Genomic DNA, 11,407 nt, shown 5'->3' with positions numbered 1-11,407 from the left:
CGTGTTCATGGCCGTGCGGCGGCGAATTGAGGCCGGATCAGCGCGCCGGCCGCACCAGCAGGTGACGCTTTCGGCCGAGGGAAAGTTTCGCGGCGCCGTCGCGCAGATCCGCCGCGGTCAGCATCTGTTGCGGATCGGCCACGGCGACGTCGTTCAGGCGGATGCCGCCCTGCGCCATCAGCCGCCGGGCCTCGCCCTTGCTGGCGACGAATTTTGCCTCCGTCAGCAGGTCCACGATGCTGGCGGGCAGGGTGGCCGCCAGGCTCGGCAGGGTCTCGGCCGCCTCGCCCTGTTCGAAGGCGCGGCGGGCGGTCTCGGCCGCGGTCTCGGCGGCTTCGCGGCCATGCAGCAGCGCGGTGGCCTCGGTCGCCAGCACCTTCTTCGCCTCGTTGATCTCGGCGCCGGCGAGCGCGGCCAGGCGCTGCACCTCGCCCATCGGCAGGTCGGTGAACAGCGCCAGGAAGCGGCCGACATCGGCATCCTCCGCATTGCGCCAGAACTGCCAGTAGTCATAGGGCGCGAGGCGATCCGGGTTCAGCCAGACGGCGCCCGAGGCCGTCTTGCCCATCTTGGCGCCGGAGGCGGTGGTCAGCAGCGGCGTGGTCAGGCCGAAGGCCTCGGCGCCAGCCAGCCGGCGCACCAGGTCGGCGCCCATGATGATATTGCCCCACTGGTCCGACCCGCCCATCTGCAGCGTCACGCCGAGGCGCCTGTGCAGTTCGAGAAAGTCGTAGGACTGCAGCAGCATGTAGTTGAATTCGAGGAAGCTGAGCGGCTGGTCGCGGTCCAGCCGCAGCCGCACGCTGTCCATGGTCAGCATGCGGTTGACGCTGAAATGCCGCCCGACCTCGCGCAGGAAGGGGATGTATTTCAGCCCGTCCAGCCATTCGGCATTGTCCAGCATCACGGCGCGGTCCGGGCCGAAATCGAGGAAATTGTCGAAGCTGCGGCGGATGCCGGCCTTGTTCGCCTCGATGATCTCGTCGGTCAGAAGCTGGCGCGCCTCGTCCTTGCCGGAGGGGTCGCCGATCTTGGTCGTGCCGCCGCCCATCAGCGCCACCGGGCGGTTGCCGGTCTTCTGCAGCAGGCGCAGCAGCATGATGGACAGCAGGTGGCCGACATGCAGGCTGTCCGCCGTGCAGTCGAAGCCGACATAGGCGGTCACCCGCCCCTGGGCGGCCAGTCCCTCCGCATCCGTCACCTGGTGGATGAAACCGCGCTCGCGGGCGGCGTGCAGGAAATCCTGGGTGGCGGTCATGGCGATGTCGGGTGGTCCTGTGGGGCTTCCGGAAGTGCCGGCGGCGTAGCACGTTGGGGGGATGCTGCGAACTATCGGTCTGATGAGCGGGACCTCCCTCGACGGGGTGGATGCCGCATGGGTGGAAACGGATGGGGAGGCGATCGGCCGGCTCGGCCCGGTGCTGACGCTGCCCTATGCGCCGGCGCTGCGCCGCGATCTGCGCGAATTGCTGGATCGCGCCGCCGAGATCCAGCCCGACGACCCCTTCCTGGCCAGCTGCGTGGACCGGCTGACGGAGCGGCATATCGAGGCGGTGCGCGCCCTGGGCTGGGAGGCGGATATCGTCGGCTTCCACGGCCAGACCATCCTGCACCGGCCGCAGCGCCCGGGCAGCAATGCCGCGGGCTTCACCTGGCAGGTGGGCGATGCGGCGCGGCTGGCGCGGGAGACGGGGATGACGGTCGCCTACGACTTCCGCTCGGCCGATGTCGCCGCCGGCGGGCAGGGGGCGCCGCTGGTGCCGGTGGTGCATGCGGCCATGGCGCGCACGCTGCCGAAGCCGCTGGCCATCCTGAACCTCGGGGGCGTGGGCAATGTCACCTGGATCGGCCGCGAGGGGGAATTGGTGGCCTTCGATACCGGCCCGGCCAATGGCCCGCTGGACGACTGGGCCCGGCATGCGACCGGGGAGGCCTATGACCGCGACGGAAGGCTGGCGCTGGCCGGCCAGGCGGATGGCGGGGTGCTGGCGCCGCTGATGGCGCATCCCTGGCTCGCCGCGCCGCCGCCCAAGTCCCTGGACCGGCTGGATTTCGACCGGGCGCTGAAGGAGGCCGGGGCGCCGTCGCTCTCGCCGGCCGATGGCGCCGCGACGCTGGTGGCCTTCGCCGCCATCTGCGTCGCCGCCGCCGCGCGCCACTTCCCGGAACCGCCGGTGCAATGGCTGGTGGCCGGCGGTGGGCGGCGCAATCCGGCGATCATGCGGGCGCTGGGTGCCGCGCTGGCCGAGCCGGTGCGGGCGGTGGAGGTGGCGGGCTGGAACGGGGATGCGCTGGAGGCCCAGGCCTTCGGCGTGCTCGCCGCCCGCGTCTGGCGCGGCCTGCCGCTGACCTTCCCGGGCACCACGGGGGCGCCGGGGCCGACGCCGGGCGGGAAGCTGGTGGGGCCGCTGCTGTAGCGCCTCGCTGCGGCCGGTTTGTCAGAGTTGGCGCCTACCTATCCGGACCTTCGGTAGCTTTGCCAACTGAGTGAAAAAAACTGAGCGAGAAATTTCTTATAAGGCGGGACGTCTAGCAACGGCTCATCGCCTCTAGCAAGTCGCACTTCATCCTCAATTACTGCGGATAACAGCGTCAGTTGATCCGGGCTCTCTCTATGAAGCTCCTCAGTTCTTTGTTCAAGCTTTGAGACAGCATCATTATCTGATTTATCTATGGACTGGAGATCCTCTCGAAAACGCCCCCAATTCCTGAACATTTCATCATGCTTTAAAGCGCATGAGCTAAAACTAAACGAAAGATTTGCTGCGCTGTATGCGGTTATGATGAGCGCGCTTAGCGCAGTTATCCACTTGTACTCTGCAAATATTGATGCGAACGCGACACTACCAAATACCAAAGATAGAACTGGCTCTAATTTAGCGGCGCGGTTCAAAAAAGATCGACGAACAGAGTGGTAGCGTTGTGCACATTCGCTGATGAGCAGTAACTGCTCCCATCTGGAAAGAGCGGTGTCCACCAGCTCAAGCTTTCTTGGGTGGTCTCGTCGGCTTCGTCTGCATCGGTGTGACCGGTCGATATGCCGGCGGCGACGCTGCGCCATCGCGGGCCATATCTCCCTTAGTAGCAGCCCGACCAGCTTCTACAGGAAACCCAGGCTTTTTAACCTTCGGCGGGTCAGGCTTTGCCACTACGCATTTCCTTGATCTGCGTCCGTCTCGATGCAATAGAGCAACTAAAACCTTCGTGCAATGCTAGAGCAATCGAGGCGGACTGGACGTAGGGTGCGCATCAGCACCCTACGCGAAGCAGCCTAATCGGCCGCAAGTGCCATGCGGTTGCGATTGAGCATGCCCATCACATGATCCTCGCAGGCATCGGCCACCTGCTCCGCCTGGGGCGGGGTATAGATATGGCCGGCGCCGGGCATCACCCGGTAGTCGATGCGGATGCCCTTCTGCGTGTTCAGCTTGTCCACCAGCTTCCGCACGGAGCCTTCCGGCACCAGCTCGTCATCCGAGCCATGCAGGATCAGCCCGTTGCAGGGGCAGGGGGCGAGGAAGCCGAAGTCGTAGTGGCTGGCCGGCGCCGAGACGCTGACGAAGCCGCCCATCTCCGGCCGGCGCATCAGCAGCTGCATGCCGACATAGGCGCCGAAGGAATAGCCGGCGACCCAGAGGGAGGAGGCATTGGGATTCACCGCCTGCAGGAAGTCCAGCGCCGCCGCGGCGTCAGAGATCTCGCCGATGCCGCCATCGTAGCGCCCCTGGCTGCGCCCGACGCCGCGGAAATTGAAGCGGAGCGTGGAGAAGCCCATGGTCTGGAAGCGCTGGTACAGCGCGTGAACGACCCGGTTGTTCATGGTGCCGCCGTGCAGCGGATGCGGGTGCAGGATCAGCGCGACCGGCGCATGCGCCTGCTTCGCGTGGTGGTAGCGACCCTCGAGCCGGCCATCCGGCCCGGCGAACATGACTTCAGGCATCGTTCTATCGATCCAGTCCATGTTGGGCCCAAGGTGCCACGGGCCCGGGGGGGCGCCGAAGACCATGGGCCATGGCCGGGGAGGGGCGAGCGCAGGGCGCCACTCTCCCGGCCGTTTGGGGAACCAGCGCACCGCGGCGGCGGCGCGTCAGGGGCACGGCCAGTTCCACGACCCCCTTTCCGGGGGAAACGTCTTGTCGGTCCCCGAGGCGCCGATTGTTGACGGCGCCGGTCGGGAACAATAGCCTTGGGCAGGCGACGGGGGTCGCTGGCATCCGGCCTCGGTCGTGGTTCTGATGGGTGCGGCAGCCCGCGCCCTTAGACACCCCGGGGCAGGTTCCCGAGCCCTGGGGTCCGCCCAATATAGGGGAGGCAGGGTCGGATTTCATATTGGAATCACGGCATGGCCCGCATGTTCCTGCGTCTGGACAGCCAAATATGGGCCAAATGTCCGGACCTTCGTGCCTTTGCAGCGCGATCCCGGACAGGCCTTGTCGCGGGAAACACGCAGGACGGGAGACTGCGATGAGGCTTTCCACCCGCGGGCGATACGCGGTGATGGCGATGGTGGAACTGGCGGCGCGCGCCGGCGATTCGCAGGAGGACTGCCGGCCGGGGCGCCAGCAGGTCAGCCTGGCGGAGATCGCCCAGGCGCAGCGCCTGTCGCTCGCCTATCTCGAACAGCTTTTCGGGCCCCTGCGCCGCGCCGGCCTGGTCGCCTCCACCCGCGGCCCGGGCGGCGGCTACCGCCTGGCCCGGCCGGCGCGGGCGATTTCCATCGCCGCGATCGTGGATGCGGTGGATGAGCCGATCCAGGCGACCCGATGCGAGGAGGGCGGGCCCGGCTGCCTGGCCGGGGAACGCTGCCTGACGCATGACCTCTGGGCCGAGCTCGGCAACCAGATCCACCTGTTCCTGGTGGGCGTCTCGCTGGAGGATGTGGTCTGCGGCCGCATCGCCGGCCGGGCCGTGGCGCCGCTCTGCGGCGGGCAAGTGGCGCCGCTCCACGGTGGGGCGCCGATGGCGGGGCTCGACCTGTCCGGGCACGGGTCGGAGCTGGGCGAGGCCTAGCGCCCATGGCGCCGCTCTACCTCGATGCCAATGCCAGCGAGCCGCTGCGGCCGGAGGCGCGGGCGGCGGCGCTGGCGGCACTCGACCTGCCGGGCAATCCGTCCTCCGTCCATGCCGCCGGGCGTGCGGCGCGGCAGCTGCTGGAACGCGCGCGGGACCAGCTGGCGGCGCGTTTCGGCACGGCCCCGGCCGAGGTGGTCTTCACCGGCGGCGGGACCGAGGCCAATGCGCTGGCCATCCAGGGGCTGGGCGCCGGGCGGCGGCTGCTGGTGGGGGCGACGGAGCATCCGGCCGTGCTGGCCGCGGCGCCGGGTGCCACGGTCCTGCCGGTGCTGGCCGATGGCAGGCTCGACCTCGCGGCCCTGGCGGCGGCGCTGGAGGGACCGCCGGCGCTGGTCTGCCTGATGGCCGCCAATAACGAGACCGGCGTGCTGCATCCGCTGGCCGAGGCCGTGGCGCTCTGCCGCGCGCGCGGCGCGCTGCTGCATGTGGATGCGGTGCAGGCGGCGGGGCGCGTGCCGCTCTCCCTGGCCGGGCTCGGTGCCGATAGCCTGGCGATCTCCGGCCACAAGCTGGGCGGGCCGAAGGGGGCGGGGGCGCTGCTGCTGCGGCCAGGCCTGGCCCTCGCCCCGCTGATCGCCGGCGGCGGCCAGGAACGCGGAAGGCGCGGAGGGACGGAGGCGCTGCCCGCCATCGCCGGCATGGGCGCGGCGGCGGCGGCCGCGGACCCTGCCCAGGCCGCGCGGCTGGCGGCGCTGCGCGATGCGATCGAGGCCAGCTGCCTGGCGCAGGGCGCGCGCCTGGCCGGCGCGGGCGCGCCGCGGCTTGCCAATACCAGCCTTCTCATCCTGCCCGGTGCCCCGGCGGAGACCCAGGTGATCGCGCTGGACCTCGCGGGGGTGCAGGTCTCGGCGGGCGCCGCCTGCTCCTCCGGCAAGGTCGGGCGCAGCCACGTCCTGGCGGCGATGGGGGAGGCGGAGGGCGGCATCCGCGTCTCCCTGCCCTGGAATGCGCCCGCCGATGCGGCGGAGCGTTTCCTCGACGCCTGGTCCGCCATGCGCAATCGTCTCTCCCGCCGCGCGCCGGTCGGGGCCAAGTGACACCTGCCATGACCCGTCCCAACCGCCCCATCTATCTCGACAACCACGCCACCACCCCGGCCGACCCCAGGGTGCTGGCGGCCATGCGCCCCTGGTGGGAGGAGAATTTCGCCAATCCCGGCTCCGTCGAGCACGGCATGGGGCGGGAGGCGGAGGCGGCGGTGGCCGAGGCGCGCGGCCATGTGGCCGAGCTGATCGGCGCCGAGCCGAACGAGATCCTGTTCACCTCCGGCGCCACGGAATCCAACAACCTGGCCATCAAGGGCGCCGCCCGCTTCGCCGCCGTCCAGGGCAGCGAACGCCGACGCGTCATCACCCTCGCCACCGAGCACAAATGCGTGCTGGAGAGCGTGCGGGACCTGGCTGCCGAGGGTTTCGCGCCGCTGGTCCTGCCGGTGCGGCCGGACGGGCTGCTGGACCTGTCCGAACTGGAAGCGGCCTTGGCCGCGGAACCGACCCTGCTGGTCTCAGTCATGGCGGTGAACAACGAGATCGGCGTGGTGCAGGATCTTGCTGCCATCGGCGCCCTGGCGAAGGCGCATGGGGCGCTGTTCCATACCGATGCGGCGCAGGCGGCGGGGCGGATTCCGCTGGATGTGGCGGAGATCCAGGCCGACCTGATGTCGCTCTCGGCGCACAAGATCTACGGGCCCAAGGGGATCGGCGCGCTCTATGTCCGCCGGCGGCCGCGGGTGCGGCTGGCACCCTTGTTCTCCGGCGGCGGGCAGGAACGCGGCCTGCGCTCCGGCACCCTGCCGGCGCCGCTGATCGTGGGTTTCGGCGAGGCCTGCCGGATCGCGGCGCTGGAGGGGATGCTGGATGCCGGCCGCATCGCAGGGCAGCGGGACCGTTTTCGCACCGCTCTGGAAGCCGCGGTGCCGGGCCTTCTCGTCAATGGCAGCCAGGCGGCGCGCGTCGCCGGCAATCTCTCGCTGAGCTTCCCGGGCGGCGTCACCGCCCAGGCCATCATGGAAGCGGCACCGGAGGTGTGTGTCTCCACCGGCTCGGCCTGTTCCTCGGCCGAGGTCGAGCCCTCCTATGTCCTGCAGGCGCTGGGCCTGCCGCCCGAACAGGCACGCGCGACCTTGCGCATCGGCATGGGCCGCTTTACCTCGCCCCTGGATGTGGATCGAGCAGCCGCGGCCCTGGCCGCCGCCTGGCGCCGGGCCATGGAGTCCTCGGACAACAGGGATGCCCCGGGCCAGACCCCCAGGGCCAGCGCGGCGGAGTAGAGGCTGACATGCCGAAGATGACCTTCATCGAGCGGGACGGGAACCGGAAGGAAGTCGAGGCGCCGCTCGGCCTTTCGGTGCTCGAGATTGCCCACAAGCACGGCGTGGATATCGAGGGCGCCTGCGAGGGCTCGCTCGCCTGCTCCACCTGCCATGTGGTGGTCGATGCCGGCTGGTACGGCAAGCTGGCCGATGCGACGGAGGATGAGGAGGATATGCTCGACCTCGCCTTCGACCTGCAGGAGACCTCGCGGCTCGGCTGCCAGATCATCATGACGGATGCGCTGGACGGGCTGGTGGTGAAGCTGCCGGCCGGCACGCGCAACGCCGGCGGCTGAGCATGTCGGCCTGGGAGGATTTCGGCGCCGAGGGCGGGCTGTTCCGCCGCCTGCGCGCCGACTGCGCGGCGGATTGGCAGGCCTATACCTGGCATGACTTCTGCCGGCAGCTTTCGGCCGGCACCCTGCCGCTGGCCGCCTTCCAGGATTTTTTGATCCAGGACTACCTCTTCCTGATCCAGTTCGCCCGCGCCAAGGCCCTGGCCGTCTTCAAGGCCGAAAGCCTGGAAGCGATGCGGGAGAAGACCGCCTCCATCCAGGCGATCCTGGCCGAGACGACCATGCACCTGACCTATTGTGCCGAATGGGGCATCCCGGAGAGCAAGGTCCGCGCCACGCCGGAATCGGCGGAGACGGTCAGCTACACCCGCTACGTCATCGACCGCGGCCTGGCCGGCGACATCCTGGACCTTGAGGTGGCGCTGGCACCCTGCACCGTGGGCTATGCCGAGGTCGCGCTGCGCATCCTGGCCGACCCGGCGCGGAAGGTTGAGGGCAATCCCTACCAGAGCTGGATCGAGGCCTATGGCTCCGACGGCTACCAGTCGCTCGCTCGTGCCGCCGCGGCGCGGATCGATGCGCTGGGCGTGAGCCATGGCGGCGCCGCCCGCTTCCCCATGCTGGCCGCCACCTTCGGCGAGGCGGCGCGACTGGAGCAGCGCTTCTGGCAGCAGGGGCTGGACGCCGCCGCTTCATGAGAGTGCTGGTGGCCATGTCCGGCGGCGTGGACAGCAGCGTCGTCGCCGCGCTGCTGGTGGAGCAGGGGCATGAGGTGGTGGGCGCCACCCTGCAGCTCTATGACCACGGCGCCGCCATCCAGAAGAAGGGCGCCTGCTGCGCCGGCCAGGACATCCACGATGCCCGCCGCGTGGCGGAGACGCTCGGCATCGCGCACTACGTGCTGGACCGCGAAAGCCGTTTCCGCGCCGCCGTGATCGACGATTTCGCCGCCACCTATGCCCGCGGCGAGACGCCCATCCCCTGCATCCGCTGCAACCAGACGGTGAAGTTCCAGGACCTGGTGGAGCTGGCCCAGGACCTCGGCTGCGAGGCCCTGGCCACCGGCCACTATGCCCGCCGCGTCGAGGGGCCGGAGGGCGCGGAGCTGCACCGCGCGGCGGACCCCGTGCGGGACCAGTCTTACTTCCTCTTCGCGACGACCCGCGCGCAGCTCGATTTCTGCCGCTTCCCGCTGGGCGACATGCCGGACAAGGCGGCGGTGCGCGCGGTGGCGGAGCGGCTGGGCCTCGCCGTGGCCGCCAAGCCGGACAGCCAGGACATCTGCTTCGTGCCGGAAGGCAGCTACGACCGGCTGGTGGCGAAGCTGCGCCCCGAAACGGCGGAGCCGGGGGAGATCGTCGACCTCTCCGGCCAGGTGATCGGCCAGCACCAGGGCATCGGGCGTTACACGGTGGGGCAGGGGCGGGGCCTCGGCCTCGGCGGCGGGTCCGGCGAGCGGCTTTTTGTCCATGCCATCGAGCCGGGGCGGCGACGGATCGTCGTGGCGCCCCGCGCGGCCCTCGCCCGGACCGAGGCGGTGGCCGGCGAGGTGAACTGGCTGGTGACCCCGCCGCAGGCGCCGCGTCCCGTCCAGGTGAAGCTGCGGGGGCGGGAGGCGCCGCGCGGCGCGTTGGTGGCCTGGGATGCCGCCGCGCAGGTGATGCGCGTGACGCTGCAGGAGCCGAACATCGTCGCCGCCGGCCAGGCCTGCGTGGTCTATGACGGCGACCGGGTGCTGGGCGGTGGCTTCCTGCGCGCCGCCGAGATTGACAGCCGGGTGGCCGCGGCGTAATCGCGGCCCGCCCAAGGGGCATGCCTCTTTCGCCCAGGGGCGGCGTAGCTCAGCTGGTTAGAGCACGGCACTCATAATGCCGGGGTCAGCGGTTCAAGTCCGCTCGCCGCTACCATTTCCCCGGACAAGTGCCCGGGCAGGTCGAAGCGGCCCGGCGTCGGGCTCGCGCTCTGTTGATTCGACCCCTGCGCCTCGTTAAGACGGATGCAGCGCGACCGCGCGAAATCATTCGCTTGCCGCAATGAGGCGCCCATTGTCACGCCCTCCGCTCAGTGACTGGTGGCGCTCTCCGAGGCTCGTGGGCCTTGGCACGCTCCGCGGCTGTCTGCTCGCTGTCGGCCTCTTCGCCGTCGCGCTGGCCGGACGTTTCGCCCTCGCCCCGGTCCTGCCGCCGCTCGGCTTCCCCTTCCTCACCTTCTTCCCGGCCGTGCTCCTGGCCACCTATTTCGCCGGGCTGGGGCCGGGGCTGCTCACCGGGCTGCTGAGCATCCTGGCCGCCTGGTTCTTCTTCATCGAGCCCTATGGCTCCTTCGCCCTCAAGACCACCGCCGACCGGATCGCCCTGGTCTTCTTCATCTCGATCATCCTGATCGACATCCTGGTGATCCACCGCATGAACGCGGCCGTGGCCCGGCTGGCCGATGAGCAGCAGCGCAGCGCCCGGCTGGCGGAGGAGTTGCGGCGCCTGAACACGCTGCTGGAGGAGCGGGTGCGCCAGGAGGTGGCGGCGCGGGAGGCGGCGCATGTGAAGCTGGCGCAGGATCAGCGGCTGCGCGCGCTGGGACAGCTCGCCGGCGGCGTGGCGCATGACTTCAACAATGTCATGCAGGCCGTGCAGAGCGGGGCGAGCCTGATCCGCCGGCGGGCGGAAAGCCCCGAGGCCGTGCGCCACCTGGCGCAGATGGTGGAGGAAGCCACGCGCCGCGGCGCCTCCGTCACCCGCCGCCTGCTGGCCTTCGCCAAGCGCGGTGAGATGCGGCTGGAGCCGGTGGATCCCGCCCGGCTGCTCGGCGGGCTGCGCGAGATCTTCTGGCATACGCTCGGCACCCATATCGAGATCAGGATCGACGTCGCGCCGCAGCTGCCCGTGCTGCTGACCGATCCGGGGCAGCTCGAGACGGTGCTGGTGAACCTGGCGACCAATGCCCGCGACGCCATGCCGCGCGGCGGCATCCTGACCATCGGCGCGCGCAGCGAGACGCTGTCGCCGGACCGTGCCGCCGCCCTGGGGCTGGCGGACGGTCCCTGCGTGACCTTCACGGTGCGCGATACCGGGGAAGGGATGAGTGCCGAGGTGCTGGCCCGCGCCGGGGAGCCATTCTTCTCCACCAAGGCGGTCGGCTCCGGCACCGGCCTCGGCCTGGCCATGGCGCGCGGCTTCGTCGAGCAATCGGGCGGCGCGCTGGAGATCGAGAGCGCCCCCGGCGTCGGCACCGCGGTCACCATCCGCCTGCCCGCCGCCACACCGGACCAGCTCGGCGAGGAGGTTCAGCCCCTGCCGCTGCCGGCACCGCGGCGGCGCCGTGTGCTGCTGGTGGATGACGATGCGCTGGTGCGCGACTTCCTGGCCGAAAGCCTGGGCGAGGAGGGTTATCCGGTGGTGCGGGCCAGCAGCGGCGCCGGCGCCCTGGCCCTGCTGGCGGCAGGGGAGGAGCCGGACTTCCTGGTGACGGATTGCGAGATGGCGGGAATGGATGGGCTGGCGCTGCTCGATGCCGCCCGCGCCGTGCCGGCCTTCACGCGCCTGCCCACGATCCTGCTGACCGGCAAGGTGGAGCATGGGCTGGACAAGGTCTTCGCCGAACGCATGGCGGCCGATCCGCTGCTGCGCATCCTGCACAAGCCGGTCGGGGTCGAGGAGCTGACCCGGGAACTGGCGCTGCTGGAGCAGCAGGGCCGCGCGTCCTGAGGGAAGGCCGGCGCCGCCGAAGTTGC

General features: G+C 70.3%; 11 protein-coding genes and 1 tRNA gene. 9 read left to right on the top strand and 3 right to left on the bottom strand.

All coding sequences use genetic code 11. From position 1 onward, the window contains the following. Positions 1 to 37: 37 nt before the first annotated feature. Positions 38 to 1,258 carry a tyrosine--tRNA ligase gene (gene tyrS / locus ACTIF1_RS14975; protein ID WP_439597239.1) on the bottom strand — a complete coding sequence of 407 codons (1,221 nt, stop codon included), beginning with the start codon at positions 1,256 to 1,258 and terminating at the stop codon, positions 38 to 40. Positions 1,259 to 1,322: 64 nt separating this feature from the next. Between tyrS and ACTIF1_RS14970 the strand changes: the two genes are divergently transcribed. Next, positions 1,323 to 2,417 (top strand): anhydro-N-acetylmuramic acid kinase, encoded by a 1,095-nt coding sequence (locus ACTIF1_RS14970; RefSeq protein ID WP_439597294.1) that lies wholly within the window; start codon positions 1,323 to 1,325, stop codon positions 2,415 to 2,417. A 38-nt stretch (positions 2,418 to 2,455) separates the two neighbouring features. On the opposite strand, the gene ACTIF1_RS14965 is transcribed toward ACTIF1_RS14970, so the two are convergent. Both ACTIF1_RS14965 and ACTIF1_RS14960 read right to left on the bottom strand, forming a co-directional pair. Beyond that, positions 2,456 to 2,977, bottom strand: a complete 522-nt coding sequence (locus ACTIF1_RS14965; RefSeq protein WP_439597238.1) for a hypothetical protein — start codon at positions 2,975 to 2,977, stop codon at positions 2,456 to 2,458. Positions 2,978 to 3,271: 294 nt separating this feature from the next. Beyond that, the gene (locus ACTIF1_RS14960) at positions 3,272 to 3,940 is read right to left on the bottom strand and encodes an alpha/beta hydrolase (RefSeq protein WP_439597237.1); all 669 of its coding nucleotides are present in this window, start codon (positions 3,938 to 3,940) and stop codon (positions 3,272 to 3,274) included. 524 nt (positions 3,941 to 4,464) lie between these two features. On the opposite strand from ACTIF1_RS14960, the gene ACTIF1_RS14955 reads away from it, so the two are divergent. From ACTIF1_RS14955 to ACTIF1_RS14920, 8 genes are all read left to right on the top strand, one after another. Continuing rightward, the gene (locus ACTIF1_RS14955; RefSeq protein ID WP_439597236.1) at positions 4,465 to 5,010 is read left to right on the top strand and encodes an Rrf2 family transcriptional regulator; all 546 of its coding nucleotides are present in this window, start codon (positions 4,465 to 4,467) and stop codon (positions 5,008 to 5,010) included. 5 nt (positions 5,011 to 5,015) lie between these two features. Then, the gene (locus ACTIF1_RS14950; RefSeq protein WP_439597235.1) at positions 5,016 to 6,110 is read left to right on the top strand and encodes a cysteine desulfurase family protein; all 1,095 of its coding nucleotides are present in this window, start codon (positions 5,016 to 5,018) and stop codon (positions 6,108 to 6,110) included. 8 nt (positions 6,111 to 6,118) lie between these two features. Further along, positions 6,119 to 7,342, top strand: a complete 1,224-nt coding sequence (locus ACTIF1_RS14945) for a cysteine desulfurase family protein (RefSeq protein WP_439597234.1) — start codon at positions 6,119 to 6,121, stop codon at positions 7,340 to 7,342. A gap of 8 nt (positions 7,343 to 7,350) precedes the next feature. Continuing rightward, on the top strand, positions 7,351 to 7,680 hold the full coding sequence (locus tag ACTIF1_RS14940; protein ID WP_439597233.1) for a ferredoxin family 2Fe-2S iron-sulfur cluster binding protein: 330 nt from the start codon (positions 7,351 to 7,353) through the stop codon (positions 7,678 to 7,680). Positions 7,681 to 7,682: 2 nt separating this feature from the next. Then, the gene (locus ACTIF1_RS14935; protein ID WP_439597232.1) at positions 7,683 to 8,378 is read left to right on the top strand and encodes a TenA family protein; all 696 of its coding nucleotides are present in this window, start codon (positions 7,683 to 7,685) and stop codon (positions 8,376 to 8,378) included. Then, entirely contained in the window at positions 8,375 to 9,472 is a 1,098-nt protein-coding gene (gene mnmA / locus ACTIF1_RS14930) for a tRNA 2-thiouridine(34) synthase MnmA (protein ID WP_439597231.1), read from the top strand. The genes ACTIF1_RS14935 and mnmA overlap by 4 nt, the downstream gene beginning before the upstream one ends. A gap of 38 nt (positions 9,473 to 9,510) precedes the next feature. Then, a tRNA-Met gene (locus ACTIF1_RS14925) sits at positions 9,511 to 9,587 on the top strand. Between the two features lie 183 nt (positions 9,588 to 9,770). Beyond that, complete coding sequence (locus tag ACTIF1_RS14920; protein WP_439597230.1) at positions 9,771 to 11,381, top strand: hybrid sensor histidine kinase/response regulator; 1,611 nt, start codon at positions 9,771 to 9,773, stop codon at positions 11,379 to 11,381. The last annotated feature ends 26 nt before the right edge of the window (positions 11,382 to 11,407 follow it).

Origin of the sequence: Falsiroseomonas sp. (assembly GCF_051860665.1) — a bacterium.
Taxonomy (GTDB): Bacteria; Pseudomonadota; Alphaproteobacteria; order Acetobacterales; family Acetobacteraceae; genus Falsiroseomonas.
This window is presented reverse-complemented; position numbering and strand designations above follow the sequence as displayed.

Excerpts from the sequence above, each read along its gene's own strand:
- tyrS (WP_439597239.1), bottom strand. The coding sequence starts at position 1,258 with ATGACCGCCACCCAGGATTTCCTGCACGCCGCCCGCGAGCGCGGTTTC.
- ACTIF1_RS14960 (WP_439597237.1), bottom strand. The coding sequence starts at position 3,940 with ATGCCTGAAGTCATGTTCGCCGGGCCGGATGGCCGGCTCGAGGGTCGC.
- ACTIF1_RS14955 (WP_439597236.1), top strand. The coding sequence starts at position 4,465 with ATGAGGCTTTCCACCCGCGGGCGATACGCGGTGATGGCGATGGTGGAA.
- ACTIF1_RS14950 (WP_439597235.1), top strand. The coding sequence starts at position 5,016 with ATGGCGCCGCTCTACCTCGATGCCAATGCCAGCGAGCCGCTGCGGCCG.
- ACTIF1_RS14945 (WP_439597234.1), top strand. The coding sequence starts at position 6,119 with ATGACCCGTCCCAACCGCCCCATCTATCTCGACAACCACGCCACCACC.
- ACTIF1_RS14940 (WP_439597233.1), top strand. The coding sequence starts at position 7,351 with ATGCCGAAGATGACCTTCATCGAGCGGGACGGGAACCGGAAGGAAGTC.
- ACTIF1_RS14935 (WP_439597232.1), top strand. The coding sequence starts at position 7,683 with ATGTCGGCCTGGGAGGATTTCGGCGCCGAGGGCGGGCTGTTCCGCCGC.
- mnmA (WP_439597231.1), top strand. The coding sequence starts at position 8,375 with ATGAGAGTGCTGGTGGCCATGTCCGGCGGCGTGGACAGCAGCGTCGTC.